Origin of the sequence: Amycolatopsis bartoniae (assembly GCF_014191255.1) — a bacterium.
Taxonomy (GTDB): Bacteria; Actinomycetota; Actinomycetes; order Mycobacteriales; family Pseudonocardiaceae; genus Amycolatopsis_E; species Amycolatopsis_E bartoniae.
The window spans coordinates 601,145-620,198 of record NZ_JACHWH010000001.1 but is presented as its reverse complement, the minus strand read 5'-3'; the positions used below and the strand labels follow the sequence as shown (position 1 = coordinate 620,198).

At 70.5% G+C, this 19,054-nt stretch carries 18 protein-coding genes and 1 pseudogene; 6 read left to right on the top strand and 13 right to left on the bottom strand.

Features of this window, described 5'->3' with window-relative positions; translation table 11 throughout:
* Window positions 1-75 precede the first annotated feature (75 nt).
* The 6 genes from FHX82_RS03125 to FHX82_RS03100 form a co-directional block, all read right to left on the bottom strand.
* Window positions 76-732: an ATP-binding protein gene (locus FHX82_RS03125; protein WP_145933091.1), complete on the bottom strand. Its 657-nt coding sequence runs from the start codon at window positions 730-732 to the stop codon at window positions 76-78.
* Complete coding sequence (locus FHX82_RS03120; RefSeq protein ID WP_221215518.1) at window positions 733-1,116, bottom strand: TFIIB-type zinc ribbon-containing protein; 384 nt, start codon at window positions 1,114-1,116, stop codon at window positions 733-735. It abuts the gene before it with no gap.
* A gap of 43 nt (window positions 1,117-1,159) precedes the next feature.
* The gene (locus FHX82_RS03115; protein ID WP_145933089.1) at window positions 1,160-3,388 is read right to left on the bottom strand and encodes an FtsX-like permease family protein; all 2,229 of its coding nucleotides are present in this window, start codon (window positions 3,386-3,388) and stop codon (window positions 1,160-1,162) included.
* A gap of 85 nt (window positions 3,389-3,473) precedes the next feature.
* Window positions 3,474-4,151 (bottom strand): ABC transporter ATP-binding protein, encoded by a 678-nt coding sequence (locus FHX82_RS03110; protein ID WP_145933088.1) that lies wholly within the window; start codon window positions 4,149-4,151, stop codon window positions 3,474-3,476.
* The gene (locus tag FHX82_RS03105) at window positions 4,148-4,672 is read right to left on the bottom strand and encodes a PadR family transcriptional regulator (protein WP_145933087.1); all 525 of its coding nucleotides are present in this window, start codon (window positions 4,670-4,672) and stop codon (window positions 4,148-4,150) included. The genes FHX82_RS03110 and FHX82_RS03105 overlap by 4 nt, the downstream gene beginning before the upstream one ends.
* Before the next feature lie 57 nt (window positions 4,673-4,729).
* Complete coding sequence (locus FHX82_RS03100; protein WP_145933086.1) at window positions 4,730-5,095, bottom strand: VOC family protein; 366 nt, start codon at window positions 5,093-5,095, stop codon at window positions 4,730-4,732.
* A 335-nt stretch (window positions 5,096-5,430) separates the two neighbouring features.
* Here FHX82_RS03100 and FHX82_RS03095 point away from each other — a divergent pair, with 335 nt between their 5' ends.
* Both FHX82_RS03095 and FHX82_RS03090 read left to right on the top strand, forming a co-directional pair.
* On the top strand, window positions 5,431-6,252 hold the full coding sequence (locus tag FHX82_RS03095; RefSeq protein ID WP_186382235.1) for an SMP-30/gluconolactonase/LRE family protein: 822 nt from the start codon (window positions 5,431-5,433) through the stop codon (window positions 6,250-6,252).
* Entirely contained in the window at window positions 6,243-6,995 is a 753-nt protein-coding gene (locus tag FHX82_RS03090; protein WP_145933084.1) for an SDR family NAD(P)-dependent oxidoreductase, read from the top strand. Before FHX82_RS03095 ends, FHX82_RS03090 begins: the two co-directional genes overlap by 10 nt.
* Here FHX82_RS03090 and FHX82_RS03085 read toward each other — a convergent pair.
* Together FHX82_RS03085 and FHX82_RS03080 are read right to left on the bottom strand one after the other, a co-directional pair.
* Window positions 6,992-7,795 (bottom strand): annotated as a pseudogene (locus tag FHX82_RS03085) (IS481 family transposase). The gene FHX82_RS03090 and the pseudogene FHX82_RS03085 overlap by 4 nt on opposite strands.
* 180 nt (window positions 7,796-7,975) lie before the next feature.
* Entirely contained in the window at window positions 7,976-9,259 is a 1,284-nt protein-coding gene (locus FHX82_RS03080) for a DUF445 domain-containing protein (RefSeq protein WP_145933083.1), read from the bottom strand.
* Window positions 9,260-9,288: 29 nt separating this feature from the next.
* Between FHX82_RS03080 and FHX82_RS03075 the strand changes: the two genes are divergently transcribed.
* Entirely contained in the window at window positions 9,289-10,455 is a 1,167-nt protein-coding gene (locus tag FHX82_RS03075) for a pyridoxal phosphate-dependent aminotransferase (protein ID WP_145933082.1), read from the top strand.
* A gap of 321 nt (window positions 10,456-10,776) precedes the next feature.
* Here FHX82_RS03075 and FHX82_RS03070 read toward each other — a convergent pair whose 3' ends face one another.
* Window positions 10,777-11,346, bottom strand: a complete 570-nt coding sequence (locus FHX82_RS03070) for an RNA polymerase sigma factor (RefSeq protein WP_145933081.1) — start codon at window positions 11,344-11,346, stop codon at window positions 10,777-10,779.
* A 313-nt stretch (window positions 11,347-11,659) separates the two neighbouring features.
* On the opposite strand from FHX82_RS03070, the gene FHX82_RS03065 reads away from it, so the two are divergent.
* On the top strand, window positions 11,660-13,033 hold the full coding sequence (locus FHX82_RS03065) for a hypothetical protein (RefSeq protein WP_145933080.1): 1,374 nt from the start codon (window positions 11,660-11,662) through the stop codon (window positions 13,031-13,033).
* Between the two features lie 428 nt (window positions 13,034-13,461).
* On the opposite strand, the gene yczR is transcribed toward FHX82_RS03065, so the two are convergent.
* Complete coding sequence (yczR, locus tag FHX82_RS03060; RefSeq protein ID WP_444541926.1) at window positions 13,462-14,871, bottom strand: MocR-like transcription factor YczR; 1,410 nt, start codon at window positions 14,869-14,871, stop codon at window positions 13,462-13,464.
* Window positions 14,872-14,932: 61 nt separating this feature from the next.
* Here yczR and yczE point away from each other — a divergent pair, with 61 nt between their 5' ends.
* Complete coding sequence (gene yczE / locus FHX82_RS03055; RefSeq protein WP_145933079.1) at window positions 14,933-15,565, top strand: membrane protein YczE; 633 nt, start codon at window positions 14,933-14,935, stop codon at window positions 15,563-15,565.
* Here the strand turns inward: yczE and FHX82_RS03050 are convergent.
* The 3 genes from FHX82_RS03050 to FHX82_RS03040 all read right to left on the bottom strand — a co-directional run bounded on the left by FHX82_RS03050 (window position 15,544) and on the right by FHX82_RS03040 (window position 18,159).
* A complete protein-coding gene (locus FHX82_RS03050) occupies window positions 15,544-17,343 on the bottom strand; it encodes a LamG-like jellyroll fold domain-containing protein (protein WP_145933078.1) in 1,800 nt (599 codons plus the stop codon). The genes yczE and FHX82_RS03050 overlap by 22 nt on opposite strands.
* A 79-nt stretch (window positions 17,344-17,422) precedes the next feature.
* The gene (locus tag FHX82_RS03045) at window positions 17,423-17,950 is read right to left on the bottom strand and encodes a Clp protease N-terminal domain-containing protein (protein WP_145933077.1); all 528 of its coding nucleotides are present in this window, start codon (window positions 17,948-17,950) and stop codon (window positions 17,423-17,425) included.
* Complete coding sequence (locus FHX82_RS03040; protein WP_145933076.1) at window positions 17,950-18,159, bottom strand: helix-turn-helix domain-containing protein; 210 nt, start codon at window positions 18,157-18,159, stop codon at window positions 17,950-17,952. The genes FHX82_RS03045 and FHX82_RS03040 overlap by 1 nt, the downstream gene beginning before the upstream one ends.
* Before the next feature lie 66 nt (window positions 18,160-18,225).
* Here FHX82_RS03040 and FHX82_RS03035 point away from each other — a divergent pair, with 66 nt between their 5' ends.
* Window positions 18,226-19,020 carry a hypothetical protein gene (locus FHX82_RS03035; protein WP_145933075.1) on the top strand — a complete coding sequence of 265 codons (795 nt, stop codon included), beginning with the start codon at window positions 18,226-18,228 and terminating at the stop codon, window positions 19,018-19,020.
* The last annotated feature ends 34 nt before the right edge of the window (window positions 19,021-19,054 follow it).

Below are 19,054 nucleotides of genomic sequence, written 5' to 3'. Positions count from 1 at the left end.
TTGCAACCATCGGGCGAGATCCGGGTCACGATCGGCGGGGGTCGCGTGGGTTGTTGCCACGTGTGCGCCGTGCGACTACTCCGATCGGGTAGCGGACTCGCCGGAGTCCACAGTAGACAGGCGCATGAACCAGGTGGTCGCGTGGTGTACCGATTCTTCGACCGAAGCGTGCGTGGTGTCGAAGACCTCGACGCTCGGTGTGAAGGTGTCGGCGTTCTTGCGGAGCCACTCGTTGAACTCGAGTGTCTCGGCGATCCGGGGCTCGCCCCACTCGCGCCACGCCGGACGGGCCCGCAAGCGGCGAGCAAGCACCTCCGGCTCGGCGACGAGCGCCATGTAGTGGATGTGCGAGAACAGCGCCCGCTCGGGCAACGGCTCGAACTCCGGCGGTACCACGGTGCCGCACAGCACGACGGGGCGCCCGCTCTGGGCGATCATCGCCGCGAGCCGGAGCCACGTCGCCCGGAACTCGGGGTGCCCGTCGACGTCGTCACGCAGCCCGGCGGTCCACAGCACGTCCTGCTCCAGTACGACCGCCCGACCACCGAGCCGCTCGACGAGCGCCGGACCGACCGTCGACTTCCCCGCGCCACTGGGTCCGGTCAGCGCGAAGAGCGGCAACCGCCGGAACGGCCACCGGTGCCCGCACCGCGCGCACCTCCGCGTCGCACCCTCGACGAGCGGCACCTGCGCGCGGTCCCCGCAGGCGGGGCAGATGCGCGGATCGAGCATCTAGTCGAACAGGTTCTCGAGGAAGCTGCGCCGCCGGTGGCCGCGGTACGGGCGTGGCGAGTCGCCGTTGCCGCCGCGGGCGCCTCGGTATGGCCGGGGCGAATCGCCGTAACCGCCGCGGTCGCCGCGGTACGGCTTCGGCGAGTCCCCGTACCCACCGCCATGCTCGCCTCGATAGGGGCCGGGGGACTCGCCGTGCCCACCGTGGTACGGACGCGGCGAGTCCCCGTGCCCGACGTACCCGGATCCCTGGTAGGGCGGCGGCGAGCCGTAGTAAGCGCTTTCCGCACCGGCGATCCGCTCCAGCTCACCGTGGTCCAGGAAGATCCCACGGCAGCCTTCGCACTGCTCGATGTGCACGCCGTTCTTGTCGACGGTCCGCATGGCGTTCTGGCATTTCGGACAAATCACGCCTTCAGCCTACGCATCACTCCATCCGCAGCGCCTCCAGCTTCGTGACCGACCGGAGCCCGGGCAGCGCCGCCGCCGTCGCCGCGAGCACCAGTACCACCGCCGCGCCCGAGACCAGCCCGATGAAACCGCCGTCGAGCAGCAGCTCCGACTTTGGATCGAGGGCTCGCATGATCAGCGCCGCCGCGCCGATGCCCGTCCCAGCAGCGACCACGACGCCGAAGACCACGGGAACCGCGTTCTGCCACAGCAGGGAGCGGCCGAGCACTCCCCTCGGCACGCCCGCCGCGGTCATCGCCGCGAATGGCCGTCGCCGTTCGCTGACCTGCCCGACGATCAGCACGAGCATGCTGATGCCCGCGAGCAGCATCGTCAGCACCGCACCGGCGTACAACAGCACCCGCATCGTCTGCAACGTGGCGGCACTCGTGTCCTCGGCGGCCGCACCGGAAACCGAAGCCCGCCATTCCAACGTGCTCACCGCCGAGCGCACCTGGTCGAAGGCGTCCGGAACAGCGGGGTCCAACAGCGCCTCGACGTCGTGGTAGTCCGCCCGCAACTGCCCGGCGGCCGTGGGCGTGAGGAGGAGGTCGGCTGCCTCACGCGTGCCCCCGGGGCTGTGTCCGACGTTGGCCGGCACCGTGAACGCCTGACCGCCACTGGAGTCGAGCACCTCGCCCGGCATGAGACCGCTCGCCACGAAGGCATCTCCCTCGGCGCAGCCGGAGACGTGGAAGCGGTACTTCAGCAGGGGACACGGCGCGACGACGACGCTCACATACCCGTCGTCCGGACTCCGCATCGCCACCCACCGCTCCGGCTCCACCCAACGCACTCCTGGCACGCCGTCGACGAGGGCGATGACGTCGTCTTCCGCACTGGCTTCGACCGAGATCTGCGCGACGTCGGTGTCGTAGTAGCTGCGCCGGTCCTGGTTCGCGCCCACCTGCACGGACCCGAGCAGGGTCTGCAACGTCACGACCGCGGCCAGCACGACGACGACTCCGGCGACCACCCGGCTCGGAGTTCCGCTGTCGAGCTGAAGCCTGCGTACCGCGAGCTGCCAGGCCGGAAAGCCTCCGCGCAACCGGTTGACCGCGGATTCGATGAGCCACGGCAGCAGCGTGGGCACGCCGAGCAGCAGCAGGGTGGTGCCCAGCAGGATGAAGGGCAGCAGGTCGCCTGCCGACCGGCCACCGGGCGGAAGCACGGTCGCGAAGAGCGCGGCTGTACCCGATCCGACGAGCAACGCCCGCCACCACAGGCGTCGCCGGGCCGGCTTGCCCCGGCGGAACACGGCCAGTGGCTCGACGATCAGGCCGCGTAGCCCGAGCCAGGCGGAAGCCACACTGATCAACGGGATCACCGCGAAGACGAGCAAGACGAGCGACCACTTCGGCGTGAAGTCGGCAGGGAATACGGTCACCCCGGCCAGCTGGGCGCTCGCGGCGAGCGACCGGACCGCGAGGAACAACACCAACCCGAGCAACGCCCCGCTGCCCGCCCCGACCAGCGCCTCCGCGGCGGCGATCCGCCGCACCTGGGCCGCTCCGGCGCCCGCCAACCGCAGCGCGGACAGCCGTCGCTCCCGCTCCGGGCCGGCGATCCGGCTCGAAGTGGCGACGAACACCAGCATCGGCACGAGCAGCACGAGGAAGCCGATCCCCCCGAGCAGCATCAGCTGTGGCGGGACCGAATCCAGACTGGAAGGCTGCCCGAAGGCGTAGACGGTCCGCACGTACTCGGCCTTCCGGAGCCCGGTGCCACCGGCGTAGGCGCGCAGCTCGTTCGGCCCGGCGAGCCCCGCGGGCTCGATGACCCCCACGACCTGCTGGGAGAACATCTCCCGCACGCTCGGGTCCGATCGCATCTTCTCCGCGAGCGCGGGGGAGACGACGAGCTGCCCTGGAGCGGGGATCGATCGCAGGCCCGGCGGCACCGGAGCGCCGGGACCCGCCGGCTCCAGGTACTCCACCGGGAGGTCCCAGGCGGGATGGTGCTCCAGTACGAAGACGGGAGTGCCCTGACGCGCAGTCGTGTCCGGTTCCCGGGCCGCGATGCGGTCACCACGACTGTCCAAAGCGGACGCCGCTGTGGCGACCAGCAACAGGACCGCCGTGGCCAGGCCGACGCCGATCGTGGTCAGCGCGAGCCGGAGCAGCGAGGTCCGCAGGGTCCGGCCGCCCCCGACGGCCAGCCGGACCCCGAGGGCCAGATCCGTCAACCGGTGCGCGCCACGGCTCATGCGGCCCTACCTTCAAGGACGCGGCAAGCCGCGGCAGCGTCATCGGCCAGCGTGGCGCTGAATGATTCCGACCTGTCAGCAGTTCTCATGCGGCCACCACCGGTTCTCGTGTCTTGCCGTCTCGCACGACCACTTCCCGGTCCGAGTACGCCGCGACGCGTGGTTCGTGGGTGACGAGGACGACGGCCGCGTCGGTCTCCTTGGCCGCGGCGACGAGTAGCCGCATGATGCGCTCGCCGTTGAGCGAGTCCAGCGCGCCGGTCGGCTCGTCCGCGAAGATCACCTTCGGTCGGGTCACGAGCGCGCGGGCGATGGCGACGCGCTGACCTTGGCCGCCCGACACCTCGCCGGGGCGCTTCGGGCCGAGCTCCGCCACGTCGACCCGCGCCAGGAACTCCCTCGCCGCGGCTTCGGCCTGCCGTCGGCGCGTCCCGGCGAGACGCAACGGCAGGGCGACGTTCTCCAGGCAGCTCAGCTCGGGCACGAGCTGGCCGAACTGGAACACGAAGCCGAACTCGTCCCGGCGCAGTGCGGTGCGCTCGGCGTCGGACAGCTCCGCGAGGTCCCTGCCCTGGTAACGCACCTGTCCCTGGTCGGGCCGCACGATGCCGGCGAGGCAGTGCAGGAGGGTGGACTTCCCGGAGCCGGACGGCCCCATCACGGCGACGACCTCACCTCCGTCGATGGCGAAGCTCGCACCGACGAGCGCTTCCGTGGGGCCGAAGGACTTGCGCAGGCCGGTGGCGGTGAGCAGGGCTGTCATCGGCGCACCTCTTCCGCCAGGTCGTGCAGGCGGGCGGCCGTGAGCTCTAGCCACCGCAGGTCGGCTTCCAGGTGGAACAGCGCGTGGTCGCAGATGAGGGCGTCCGCGAGGTCGCCGTTGGTCTTGCGGGTGGTCAGCTCCCGCATGGTCTTCAGATGGGCGGACCGCTGCGCGTCCAGCACGTCGTCCGCGCTGCGGCCGGACAGCAGCGCCAGTACGACCTTCGTGTACAGCGTGTTCTGCAGGTACAGCTCGGGTTTCTCGGGCGTGTTCAGCCACTTCTCGACGTCCGTGACCCCGGCGTCGGTGATGGCGTAGCTCTTGCGCTCCGGGCCCGCGCCCGCTTCCACCCCGGACTCGGTCACCAGCCCGTTGCGCAGCAACCGCGCGAGCGTGGCGTACACCTGCCCGTAGTGCAGCGGGCGCTCCAGCCCGAAGCGCTCGTCGTAGGCACGCTTGAGTTCGTACCCGTGTCGTGGCCCCGTTTCGAGCAGGCCGAGAAGTGTGTGTCCGATCGACATGTGACAGGACTATACACACGATGTATAGTCCTCGTCTATACACTCAGTTCATAGTCATCAAGCTGCGACGAGACAGAACGGGTGCCCCACGGGATCAGCGAGAACGTGGAAGGCGTCGCGACTGTCGTCGAGCAGCTTCGCGCCCAGGCGGAGCGCCCGCTCCTGGGACGCATCCATGTCCGTCACGTTGAAATCGAGGTGCAACTGCTGTGGAACATCCTGACCCGGCCACTCCGGCGCCCGGTAGTTCCCGACCCGCTGGAACGCCAGCGTCACCCCACTGGGGCCGGACAGCTCCACCCAGTGCCCGTCCTCCTCGGCCCGCAGGTCGGACCAGTCGAGCAGGGCCGCGTAGAAGTCGGCGAGCCGCTGGGGATCGGGGCAGTCCAGGGCCACCAGACCGAACGTGGGTACCGCACTCATCCACTTCTCCTTTCGACGACCAGTGTCGCGAGTATGGAAGCGACGGAGAGGGGCAGCAATCGCAATAAGGCGCGAACGCCGGTAACCCTCGAACGAGTTACCCACAGAAGACCCTGTGGATAACTCCGGATCTGTGGACAACTAGGGATAACCGCAGGTGGAGCACGGATGAGACGTTCACCCGAGCGGCCCAGCAGCTGACCCCTGTGGATTGTCGGTTCGCTCTGCTAACGTGAAACGACTATTTCACTGACAAAACCCGACCACGGTGGTGACATTTGGCCGGACCGTCTTCCTGCGAAGTCGTCCTCGAAGCCGCTCCCGTTTCAACCGCGGTGGCGGAACTGGGCGAATCGCCGCTCTGGACCGCGGACACCGGGCTGCGCTGGCTCGACGTCCCCGGCCGGCAACTACACACGCTGGACCTCGAAGGCAGGCACCAGTGCGTCCCGCTGTCCGCGCGGATCACGGCCGTCGAGCTCGGCCCGGAGGAGGACCTGCTCGCGGTGACCAGCACGGGATTCGGCTGGCTCGATCCCGGATCCGGTCATGTCGAGCAGTTCGCCGAGATCGTGGCCGCACCGGTCTCGATGAACGACGGCGGTATCGATCCCCGAGGCCGGGCGTGGGCGGGTTCCGCCGTCCGCGACGGCAGCCGACGTGGTGCGCTCTACCGGCTCGACGGCCGTGGTGTCACCACCCACCTGGAGAAACTGTCGATGTCCAACGGCATCGACTGGTCCCCTGATGGCGACGAGCTCTACCACGTCGACAGCACGGCGGGCACCGTCACGGCCTGGCAGTTCCACCTGGACTCGGGCGAGCTGGACATGCCGCGCCTGTTGCGGCGGATTCCCGAGGAGACGGGGTTGCCGGACGGACTCACGGTGGACGGGAACGGCGACCTGTGGCTCGCGCTCTGGGGCGCGGGACAGGTCTGGCGGCTGGACAGGGAGACCGGGGAGACGACGGCGATCGTCGAGGTTCCGGTGCCCTGCCCGACCAGCTGCGCGTTCGGCGGCCGGGATCTGTCGACGCTCTACATCACGACGGCGAACTCTGGCGACGCCGTCGGCGGAGGTCTGCTCCACGCCGTCGACGTTCCCGTTCGAGGTCTACTGCCCCATCGCTTCTCCGGAGGTGTCCCATGCGTGTAGCACTGGTGACGGGTGCGTCCCGTGGCATCGGCGCGGCGGTGGCCCGCCGCCTGGCCCGCAACGGGATGGCGGTCGCGATCAACAGCTATCCCGACGGCGACATGCTCAACCGGGCCAAGGAGGTCGCGGAGGAGATCCGGGGGTGGGGCGGCGACGCGGCGGTCTTCGCGGCTGATGTCACCGACGCCGAGGCGGTCGACGAAATGTTCGCCGACTGCGAGCAGCAGCTTGGGCCGGTGGGTGCGCTCGTGCTCAACGCCGCGGCCACCGGGCGGCAACCGTGGGACGAGATCACCGAGAGCACCTGGGACAAGGTGAGCGACGTGAACCTCAAGGGCGCGTTCCTATGCTGCCGCCGGGCCTTCGGCGGTGCGCGGGGGGCGGACGGCGGCGCGATCGTCACCGTCAGCAGCGTGCAGGCCAAACTCGGGGCGCCGCAGTCGCTGCACTACACGACCACCAAGGCCGGACTCCTCGGGTTCACCCGCGCGCTCGCGCGGGAGCTGGGCTCCCGTGGCATCCGCGTGAACTCGGTGATGCCCGGTGCGATCCAGACCGAGGAGGAGTTGGAGTCGTTCCCGGATCAGGCCGCGGTGCGCGAGCGTGTGCTGGCGAACCAGATCCTGCAACGCCGCGGCCTCGCGGAGGACGTCGCCGGCGCGGTCAGTTTCCTGCTGAGCCCGGACAGCGGTTTCATGACCGGCCAGACGCTGTGTGTCGACGGGGGGTGGGTCCTGCTCTAGATGTGATGTCCGGGGAGGTTGGTCAGCCTGGTGGTGGGTGGCCTGCCTCCGATGGCGGAGTGGGGTCGGTGGTGATTGTAGAAGTGGAGCCAGCCGGGTAGTGCTTCTCGGCGGTGGGTTTCGGACGGGTAGAGGCGGGCGTAGGCCCAGCCCTCGGCGAGGGTGCGGTGGAAGCGTTCGATCTTGCCGTTGGTTTGAGGGCGGTAAGGACGGGTGCGTTTCGGGGTGATGCCCAACTCGGTGCAAGTGTCGCGTCAGGCGTGGGACCGGTAGGCCGACCCGTTGTCGGACAAGACTCGTTCGACAGACACTCCCCGGGCAGTGAACCAGGTGATCGCACGCCGGGGCACCGCGGTCGCCGTGACTGCGGTCTCGTCGGCGTGGATCTCGGCGTAGGCGACGCGGGAGCGCTCGTCGATGACGGTGTGCAGGAAGGCGGTGCCGGTGCGGAGATTGCGGTCGGCGCTTCGGGCCAGGCCGGGGGTGGTGCGTTTGTTGTGGTCTCCTTGCTGGCGGCCGACGAACCGGTGTCCGCCGCCGTCGGGGATGTTGCCGAACTTGGTGACATCGACGTGGATCAGCGAGCCCGGGTGGGGGTGTTCGTAGCGGCGTAAGGGTTCACCGGTGACGCGGTCGAGGTGGGTGAGCCGGTTGATCCGGCACCGGGTCAGGACTGCGGCGGTCCTGGGCGCGACCATGAACATTTTCGCTGCTTGGGCGTAGGTCCAGCCTCGTTCGACGATCAGGCGCGCCAACCGGAGTCGAGTGCGCGGGGTCAGGGTGGCGTTAGGGTGGGACACGAAGGCCCCCGGTCGGTGAAGCGGTTCCTCGACAGCTCCACTTCACAACCAGAGGCCTTCACCTGTCTGCACGACAGGCCGTCACCGGCTACTTCATCTCGGGACAACGTCTCCGGACATCACACCTAGAGGTGTTCAGGGCAGCTTGGCTTGCTCGCGGAGGCCGTGGTCCCGCACGAGCTAGAAGACCAGCTCGGCGACCGTGTAGATCACCAGTCCCGCCAGTGCGCCGACCACCGTGCCGTTGATGCGGATGAACTGCAGGTCGCGGCCGACCTGGAGCTCGATCTTCCGCGACGTCTCCTCGGCGTCCCAGCGCTCGACAGTGTCGGTGATGATCGTGGTGATCTCGCGCGAGTAGTGCGTGACAAGGTACGCCGCCGCACCCTCGGCCCAGCCGTCCACTTTGGACCGGAGGCCGTCGTCGGTGCAGAGGCGTTCGCCTAGGGAGCACAGACCGTCGCGGACGCGGCGGCGCAGCTCGCTCGACGGGTCTTCCGCCGCGGTGAGCAGCATGCCCTTCGCCGTCGTCCACGCGGAACCGATCAGCTTCTGCACGTCGGGGTGGTCGAGGATCTGCTGCTTGACCTGCTCGGCCCGTGCCATCGTGTCCGGGTCCTTCTGCAGGTCCTGCGCGAACTCGCCGAGGAACTTGTCCAGCGCCAGCCGCATCGGGTGGTTCACGTCGGTCTTCACCGCCCACGCGAACGACAGCACCTCGCCGTACACCTTGTCCGCCAGCATCGAGTCCACGAACTTCGGCGACCAGCTCGGCGCCCGGTCCGACACCACGCGCAGCACGGTGGCGTGGTTGTCCCGCACCCACTCGTACGCGCGGTCGCACATCAGGTCGACAAGCTTGTAGTGCGCCCCGTCGGCGAAGACCTGCTCCAGCAGCTTGCCCAGCGGCGGCCCCCACGGCCGGTCGACCACCCGGCGCACGACAGCCTGCTCCATCACCGCCTGCACGTCCTCGTCGCGCAACACCGTGACCAGGCCCCGCACCACGGTCGCCAGTTCGGAGGTCACGCGCTCGGCGTTCTCCCGCTGCGCGAGCCACTCCCCGAGCCGCCGCGCGATCTCCGCCCGCCGCAGCTTGTCGCGCACCACCGGCTCGGACAGGAAGTTGCTGCCCACGAAGTCGCCGAGGCTCGTCCCGAGCTGGTCCTTCTTGTTCGGGATGATCGCGGTGTGCGGGATCGGCAGCCGCAACGGGTGCCGGAACAGTGCCGTCACGGCGAACCAGTCCGCGAGCGCGCCGACCATCCCTGCCTCGGCCGCGGCCCGGACGTAGCCGACCCAGCCCGGCCAGCCCGCGGCCTGCGCCCAGCTGGTCAGCGCGAACACGACAGTCGCCCCGAGCAGGAAGGCCGAGGCGACCAGCTTCATCTTGCGCAGCCCACGCCGTTTGGCCTCCTCGTTGGCCAGACCTCCGGGCGGGTCGGCGGGCGTCGTTTGCTCCACACCCCCATTGTCCGTGAGGATCGGGAATTATGCGCGTACCAGCTCTCGTCCCCCGCCTGCGGCCGTTCACCTCGACCATCTTCGCCGAGATGACCGCGCTCGCCGTGCGCACGGATTCGATCAACCTGGGCCAGGGTTTTCCGGACACCGATGGGCCCGCCGGCATGCTCGACGCGGCGAAGAACGCCTTGTACGGCGGGGCGAACCAGTACCCGCCCGGCCCCGGCCGGCCCGAGCTGCGCGCGGCGATCGCCCGGCACCGCGAGCGGTACGGGCTGAGCTACGACCCGGACACCGAGATCCTCGTCACTGCGGGCGCCACCGAGGCCATCACCGCCGCCGTACTCGCGCTGACCGAGCCCGGCGACGAGGTGATCGTGGTGGAGCCGTACTACGACTCGTACCCGGCGGCCGTCGCGATGGCGGGCGCCACGCGAAAGGTCGTGTCGCTCGTGGAGGGCGAGGACGGCCGGTTCCTGCTCGACGTGCACGCTTTGCGCGCCGCGGTCACGCCTGCGACGCGCGCGATCCTGGTCAACTCCCCGCACAACCCGACGGGCACCGTGTTCAGTGACGCGGAGCTGTCGGCGATCGCGGAGCTGTGTGTGAAGAACGACCTCGTCGCGATCACCGACGAGGTGTACGAGCACCTGGTCTTCGACGCGGCCGAGCACCGGCCGCTGGCCACCTTCCCGGGCATGCGCGAGCGGACGGTGTCGATCTCGAGCGCGGGCAAGACGTTCAACTGCACGGGCTGGAAGATCGGGTGGGTCTGCGCGACGCCGGACCTGGTCAGCGCGGTGAAGGCGGCGAAGCAGTTCATCACGTTCGTGTCCGGCGGGCCGCTGCAGCCGGCCGTCGCGCACGCGCTCGACCACGAGCTGTCGTGGGTCGACGAGCTGCGGAAGTCGCTGGAGGGCAAGCGCGACCGGCTGTCCACGGGGCTGGCGGAGGCGGGGTTCGGGGTGCACCCGAGCTTCGGGACGTACTTCGTGTGCGCGGATGTGCGGCCGCTGGGGTTCGAGGACGCCACGGAGCTGGCCTGGCAGCTGCCGGAACGGATCGGTGTGGCCGCGGTACCCGTCAGTGGGTTCACCGACCACCCGGACGAGTGGAAGCACCTGCTGAGGTTCGCGTTCTGCAAGCGGGACGAGGTACTGGACGAGGGCATCAAGCGGCTGCACACGCTGCGGTGAGGGTGGCTCGGTGACGAGCGCCGTGGGGCTGTGGGGTGAGGTGAGCCGTGGTAGCGACCACCCTTGGGCGTGGTCCGGAGAGGCAGGCTGCGCGGTCCGCCCAACGCGCCCGCTGCCGCACGGCAGGCTCCGATGGCGTCAGCTACAGCAAGGCGGGCTCCCCGGTGACCAGAAAAGGCGAATGCGGCAACGTCGGCGGAGGCTGCGCGGCGACCCGAAGGCCGCCCACTGCGGCGAGGCGGGCTGCGCTACGGCCGGGCCGTGCGGTCGTGCGATGACTCGGACGTCACGCCCCCGCGACCTGTGCGACCACCGGCCTCGCTAGGCGTGGTCGTAGCCCTGGACCTCCAGCATGCGCCGCAGTTGGTTGAGGGTTCTGCGGCGTAGCGGGCCGACGCTGCCGAGGGCTATGCCGAGCTCCGCGGCGATCTCCGGGTGTGACGGCGGCGGGTGTGCGGCGAGCAGGTGCATCAGCTCGCGGCGCCGTTCCGGCAGGCGCTCGACCGTCTGCCACAGCACGCGGTCCCGCTCGGCGAGGAGAGCGGCCCCCTCGGGGGTCGGGGCTCGCTCCGGTGGGTCCGGCAGCGTCGCGGGTACCTCGTGGGACCGCGACCTCACCCACCGCCACGTGTCGCGGCGCGCGGTGGTCGCCAGCCAGGACAACAGCCGTGCCGGGTCTCTCAGCTCCGGTGCCTGTGCGAGCTTCAACCAGGTCTGCTGACAGATGTCTGCGGCATCCGGACCAGTGATGCCCGCCGATCGGACGATTTTCAGTAATGGCGCCGAAAAATTGCGCACCAGCAATTGCCACGCCGTCTGGTCGCCACTGCGGGCACGAGCCACCAACGACGCGACATCCGGTTGCTCCGTCTCACTCTTCGGCCACTCCATGCAGTTTCGATGGCACGGACCGCGAGGCGGCTCCCGAAGTCGCAGGTCAGCACCCGGTCGGGTAGTCCCCCTCAGGAACCGCAGACGTCCCGAACCGCAGGATGCGATACCCAGAGTGATCACGATCTGGTTAGATGCACGCAAGCCGGTGGCTCTTTTCGGCCGTCTGGGGTGGATCGGAAGCTTTCGAGGTGAAACACTCGCCAGCGGTGCTAGAAATGTGCCGGTTCCGCGTAGCGGATGACCAGGCGTAACAACGCTCCGACAAGATCGACTCGACAGCGCCCACGAGGCCGGGGCCCGGATGGTGGTGATGGCGGTGAGGGACGCGGTGAGCACGCCCCGCGCCGTACCGCTGTGGGCCAAAGTCCTGCTCGCCTCGGGGTTCGCCTTCGCCGGGTGGCTGCTGGCCGGACTCCTGAGCGGGTTCACCGCATCGGCTGACGAGGTACCGCACGGTGACGAGCACGCGCAGCACCACCACGTGCACCCCGCCGAGCGGCAAGGTCTCCTCGGCCGCACGCTGGCGCTGCTCGGCTGTACCGACGGTGGGCAGGCGGAGTCGGTTCACGGCCAGGGTCCGCAGGGCGAAGGCTCCTTCGCGCAGGCACCGCAGCAGGAGAGCCTCGATGGGCGCCCGCAGGCGAGCGCGCCACCGAAGCAGCAGGACGGCTCGGTTGGCGCGGCGGCGTCCCAGGAGACGCCGGTCGGCCGCGCTCGGAACCCGCAGCGCACCCAAGCCCCGCAGCAGGGCGGTCTGAACAACGAGACGCTGGCCCCGCAGCAGGAGGACTCCGCGCAGAACCAGCAGCAGGCCGGGCCTGGCAGCGAAGTCCAAGCCGCACAGCAGGAGGGCCGCGCGCAGGATCCGCAAGGGGGAGCCTCACCGCACGCCGATTCTTCCAGCGGAACCCAAGCGACGCAGCAAGAAGATTCCGCCCAGGCCCCGCAGCAGGAAGACCCGCAGCAGGCCAGTGTCCTCGATGAAACCCAGGCCACGCAGCAGGCCAGCTCCCTCAGCGAAACCCAGGCCACGCAGCACGCGCACCCCGCGGCCCAGGGTGGGTTGCTCGGGGGGTTGCTCGGCGCGACGTTGAACACGCTCACCAGCACCGTCGAGGCGCTCACCACCACCGTGCAGACCACTGTCGACACCGTCGTCCTCACGGTGCAGGACACGGTCGGCACCCTGGTCACCACGACGGGCGCCGTGGTGCAGCCTGTCACCAGTGTGCTCACCGTGACCGGGACGCAGCCGGAAACCACCACCGCCACCACCGTGGAGACCCGGATCGAGACCGTTCCCGTCGAGACGCAGACCGCGCAGGTCCCCCAGGCTTCGCAGCCCGCGCCGTCTGCTGAGCCCGTGCTCGTCGTGGTCGAGCAGCACCGTCCGAGCGTCAAGCACACCGACAAGCAGGCCACCACGTCACGCGGCCGGACGGCGGCCGGCGAGCCCGCCTTCCAGGCCCGCAACGACCTGCCCGCCCCGGTGCCGGACAGCCCGGCCGGTCAGGTCTGCACCATTGCCCCGGCGCACGACGGCGGCAGCAACACCAAGCACCCCCACGCGATCCTCGGGACCCGCACCAACGCCGACGCGCTGTCGGCGCTCGGCGTGCAGCGGCCGCAGGACGTCGTCGGCAACAGCCGCGACGCGGCGCTGCCCACTACCTCTCCGGACTGACCACACCCTCGGTTCCGCAGGCGACCCGCGCCCAAAACAAGATCAACTTCGCGCGGATTCCTTTTACCGAGGGGCTTTTTCATGCACACCACTCTGCTTCCCGAGCGGCCGATCGCGCCCGGCCGCGTCGGGTTCCGGTCCCGGAGTCACGCTGCCCCTGTGACCACGGGACCAACTCCGGGCACGCCTCGGGCGTCCGTGCTCACCGCGCCGAGCACGGACAACAACCCGATGCGCGCCTAGCCGCGGGATCCGCCGGCACGTCGAGGGGCGGTGCCGGCGGGTCCAGGCGGCACACCGACAGCCGGTGCCCGGACGATCGACCTCCTATCCCTGGAGAGGACTCGTCCGGGCACCGGCTGTCGTCATGTGATGGAGGCGAAGGCATCCGCCGCCGAAGTGACCCGGCCCAGCACGACCGGCCGTTGTCACGTCACCGGGGCGAACGCCTCGCCGCCGCGGGCTGACTCCGCCGCCAAGGCGATTCGGCGCATTGCTTCGTCCAGGACGTCCGGTAGGCGGGAGAACGGCAGGCGGATCCAGCGTTCCAGGCCGCCGTTCGCGCCGAACCTCGAACCCGGCGCCAGCTGCACCCCGTGGGCCGCCGCGGCGACGGCCAGGCGGGTGCTCATCGGCTCCGGAAGCTTGCACCACAGCCAGAACCCGCCCTCCGGCGTCCGGAACGTCCACTCCGGACAGTGCCGGCGCACCGCGTCGGCCAGCGCGTCCCGTTGGCGCCGGATGTCCTCCCGCCGCCGGCGCAACGGCTCCGGGTCGGTCAACAGCTCCGCCAGCACCAGCTGCTCGAACACCGGCGAACCCAGGTCCAGCCCGAACCGCGCCGACGACAGCCTGCTCAACAGCTCCTCCGACGCCCGAATCCAGCCGAGCCGCAACCCGCCCCAATACGCTTTCGACGCGCTACCAACGAGGATCGACCAGTCCCCCGCCGCGAACGGCTTCGGTGCGGGCTCCGAACCGAAGTCCAGCTCCACGAGCGTTTCGTCGATCACGACCGGCGTCCGCGCCCGAGTCAACAGAGCCGCCAACCGCGCGCGGCCGTCGTCGTCCATGCGCAGGCCGGTCGGGTTGTGGAAATCCACGATCAAGTACGCGAGCCGGGGCCCGGCCTGCCGCAGCGCCGCCTCGATGCCGTCGAAGTCCCAGCCCTCCGTGTCCAGCGCGACGGGCACCGGGATCGCGTGCGCGCCCCGGATCGCTTCCAGCGCGTTGGGATAGGTCGGCTGGTCGACGAGCACGCGGTCCCCCGGGTCGCTCAGCATCCGCAGCGCCAGGCCGAACGCGTGGTGCGCACCGTTGGTGATCATGATCTGCGCGGGGCTGGTGGGCAGTCCGCGCTCGGTGTAGCGCTGCGCCAGCCGCTCCCGCAGCACCTGCAGGCCCCGCTCGCTGTACCCCGGGTGCCCGAGCTGCTCGGCCAGCCCCCGCCGGGCCACGTCGACCGCCTGCACGAAGCCCGGAATGGCCGCCGGGGCAGCGCAGACCAGGTCGATGTTCTCGCTCTCCCCCGGAAAGATCGGCCCGGACTCACCCGCCTTGCCCGGCAAGGTGATCCACGAGCCAGCGCCCCGGCGGCTCGCGACGAGCCCACCTTCACGCAACCGGTCGAGCGCCGCACCGATCAGCGTCCGGCTGACGCCGAGCGCCTGCGCCAGCTCGCGTTCCGCGGGCAGCTGGGTGCCGACGGGCAGGTGCCCGTCGAGCACCTGCAGCTCGATGGCACCCGCGAGGGCCAGGGCACCCTGCCGCGAACCGTGCCGCCACGACCCGAGCAGGGTGGCCAATCGCGGGCCGGTGATGCGACCATAAGTGTCCACCGGACCAATACTTCCACATTGGCTCTGGATATCCAGTCCAATCGCCGGGCATCCTCGGACCGTGGCTGCTTTGGAACTGGACCCCGTCCGCCTGACCGTCAGTCCCGTCCGCCGGTTTCCCCAGCTGCTGGCGGGGCTCGTGCTCTACGGCGCGAGCATGGCGATGATGACGAGGGCGGGCCTCGGCCTCGACCCGTGGGACGTGCTGGCCGACGGGCTGACCCGGCACACCGGGTGGACGTTCGGCACGGCGGTCGCGGTGGCGTCGGTGTTCGTGCTCCTGCTCTGGATCCCCCTGCGCCAGCGGCCGGGAATCGGCACGGTGCTCAACGTCGTCGTGATCTCGGTGGTGGTGGACCTGGTCCGCGCCGTGCTGCCGCAGCAGGAGGCACTCGGCTGGCGGATCCCGTTGCTGGTCGGCGGTGTGGTGCTCAACGGGCTGGCCACGGCCGCGTACGTCGGCACGCGGCTCGGGCCCGGCCCACGGGACGGCCTGATGACGGGCCTGTCCGCGCGGACCGGGCTTTCGGTGCGCCTGGCGCGCACCCTGATCGAGGTGACCGTGGTGGCCGTCGGCTGGCTGCTCGGCGGCAGCGTCGGCCTCGGGACCGTGCTGTACGCCTTCTCGATCGGCCCGCTCACGCAGGCCTTCCTGCCGCTGGTGGCGTGGCGCTACCGGGCGGTGAGGAACTGATCCGGCCGCAACGCCCGCGAGACGATCCGCGTGTCACCGAGCCAGCCGTAGAAGCCCTGGCCGTACTTCCCACCGCCCTGGGTGCCGCCCAGCGCGAACGGCTTGCCCACCGTGCTGATGCCCCGCGAGTCGAGTGACGCGTTGCGGGCGATCTTCGACCCGTCGACGTACACAGTGGTGTGGTGGCCGTCGTTGACGATCGCGACGTGCGTCCACCGCCCGGTGGGCAGGGCGTGGCTCCAGCACGTCGGGTCGTCGTTCTGGTTGACCGGGTAGACGACGAACTGCAGGAAGCGCTCGCTGGTGACGTTGAGGCTGCACGGCGCGTCGTCCGGCGAGTAGCCGCCGTCCTTGCCCGCGTCGCCCGCGCGCCCCTCCCAGCTGAGGACGCCCATCCACGCGTGGTCGCCGACGAAGGGCTCGGGCAGCTTGAGGAACGTCTCGATGGTGTAGCCGTTCTCGAACTTCGCCGTGCTCAGCGGTGCCGATGGGGCCGTGTGCAGCACCGCGCCCCGGTTCTGCGCGCCGTCGAAGCGGACGCTGCCGTGTGCGGGCTGGGCTTCGTGGTACTCGGCGGAGTACTTGAGCACGTCGGAGCCGCCGGCGCCGATGCGCTGGACGGTGAGGTCGTTGCCGCGGCCGCTGAGGTCGCGCGCGGCGGTGGCGGGCTCGCCGTCCCTGCCCTCGAACCGCCAGTACGCCACCGTGCCCGGCACCAGCACTGCCTGCGGCGGGAGCGCGGGCAGCGGCTTGCCGGGGAACCGCGCGTCGAAGTCCGGCTCGACGGTGAACCGGTCGACGTCGCCGCTCAGCTCCGCCGTCTCGGCCTCCAAAGTGGACGGATTCCGCTTCGCCAGCAGCCACGGCGAGAACGTCTCGACGTCGATCGCGTTGCGGGCCAGGTCGAACGAGTAGTAGCGGATCATGCCCGCCCCGCCGTAGTAGCGGTCCTGGTAGTTGGTGATGTGCGCGTGCACCGGGTTGCCCGCGTCGTTGGTGAGTGTGACGCGCCCGGCGGGCCAGTAGTGACCGTTGAGGGCGAGGAAGATCTGGTCGTAGTGCCGGACCAGCCCCTCCCACATGCGCTTGCCGTTGTCGGACAGCTCCGCGCCGCCGGTGCCGTCCGGTGCCACGAAGTCGTGCGTGGTGAGGATCGTCGGAACGCCGGGGTTGCGGTCGAGGACCTGGCGTGCCCAGGCGAGGCCCTGGTCGGAGATGCGCCAGTCGAGCGCGAGCACCAGCCACGTCCGGCCTCCCGCGCGGAACACGTGGTAGGTGTTGTAACCGTCCACAGAGGAACCGCGGAACGTCTGCGAGCGGGCGAACCGGCGCGGGCCGAACGTGCGCAGGAACGGCGTGTCCCCGCGCTGGTCGTCACCGGAGACGTCGTGGTTGCCGCCAAGGACGCTCCACGGCAGCTTCCCGTCGACGGCGGCGAACACCTTGTCCGCGGCGGCCATCTCGGCCGCCGTGCCGTGCTCGGTGACGTCGCCGAGGTGCGCCATGAAGACGATGTCGTCCTCCTGGCGCTGCCCGAGCAGGTACCACAGTGACTCGCGCACCGGGTCGGGGTCGGTGCCGTCGCCGTCGAAGAGGTACTGCGTGTCGGGCATGACGGCGAACGTGAAGCGCCGGCTGGTCGCGTCGGCGGCCGGCGTCGCCTGGGCACTCGGCGTGCCTGCGACCAGCGACGACGCCGCGACGGCGACGGGCGCGCCGAGTGCTGCCTGCAACAGCCGGCGGCGGCCGACACCGCCGGGTCTGGGGGCCTGGTCCATGCGGTTTTCCTCCTGGAGTCCGGATTCGGCCCCAGTGTCGTGATCAGGACTGGCCGCGGGATGAAGGGCAGCGGAACAGTCAGGGAAGCGCGGCCCGCAACCTGGCGGCGTCGACGTCGAAGCGGGCGAGCACGTCGGCGGCCGGGCCGCGCTGCACGGCCAGCGCGAGCAGGATGTGCTCGGCGCCGAGGCTCTTCCCGCCCATCCGCACCACTTCCTTCAGGCACAGTTCGAGCGTCTTCTTCGACGCGTCGGCGAACCGGATGTGCTTGCCCGGACGGCTTTTTCCTTTGCCCGAAAGGGCATCCGGCCCGTGTGCCTCCTCGATGCGCGCGACGATCCGGTCCACGTCGATACCGAACTCGCCGAGCGCCTCGGCGTCGGCCTCGCTGATGCCGCCACGCCGTTGCACGCGGCCCGCTTCGGCGGCCACGTCGGCGGGCGGCACGCCGATCCTGGCGAGCAGCCGCGTCGCCGAGCTCTCCTGTGTCCGCAGCATCGCGGTCAGCAGGTGCAGCGGCGTGACCTCCTGCGCACCGGTCTCCGCGGCGTCGCGCTGCGCCTCGATGACGACCTCCCGGGCGTCCTTGGTGAATCTTTCGAACATCAGTCCCCTCCGTGCTTCTTGTGCACCGCCTGCCGGCTCACGCCCAGCTCGGCGGCGATCTCCTGCCAGGACCAGCCCTGCCCGCGCGCGCTGCGCACCTGCACGGCTTCGAGTTGCTCCAGCAGCCGCCGCAGGGCGGCGACGGCCCGCAGGCCCACCCGGGGGTCGCGGTCGCCCGCCCTGGCGGCCAGGTCGGTTGCCTCACTCATGTCTGTCAACCTACGTTGACGCCAGCCGGATGTCAACCCCGGTTGACACGCGTAGGGTTGTTCGCCGTGCCCGAGATCAAGGTCGCGGAACAGGCCGGGGTGGGTCTCGACGGCAGGCCCCGCCCCACCGAGGACCACGTCGTGGTGCTGGACAACGCCGTCGTGCTGCTCGACGGCGCCACCTCGCCCAGCCCCGACCTGCCTCCTGGCGGCTGGTACGCCGGGCTGCTCGCGGAGGAACTGGGCCGGGTGCTGCGTGAGCGCCCCGCCGACGACCTGCGGCTCCTGCTTTCCGACGCGATCGCGGCCGTCGCGGGCATGCACGGGTTGCACCCGGGAGCGTCCCCGTCGAGCACGGTCGCGTTGCTGCGCTGGGACGACGAACGGGTCGACGGGCTGGTGCTGGCGGACAGCCCGATAGTCGCGTTTGGACAGACGATGGACCGGCTCGCCGACGACCGGCTGGCGTTGTTGCGGGTGGCGGGACGACTCGGCACGGCCGCCGAGGTCCGCGCGCTGCGCAACCGGCCCGAAGGTTTCTGGGTCGCCGAGGCGGATCCGGCCGCGGCGTCACACGCCCTGACCCGCAGCTGGCCCCGCTCATCGCTCGACGCGGTGCTGCTCGCGACCGACGGCGTGTCCGTCGGCATCGACGACTACCAGCTGTTCGGCTGGCCGGAGGCCCTGCGGCTGGCTCGCGAGCAGGGGCCATCGGCGGTGTGCGACGCCGTGCGCCGAGCCGAGTACGGCGACCCGCTCGGCGAACGCTGGCCACGCGCGAAGCGGCACGACGACCAGGCGCTCGTCCTCGTCGACTTCGCCACCGACGTATCTGCGCACCTTCCGGCCGCCTCTGCCTGAAGACGGCCGCTTTCCGGCGGCCGCACTGGGGGCG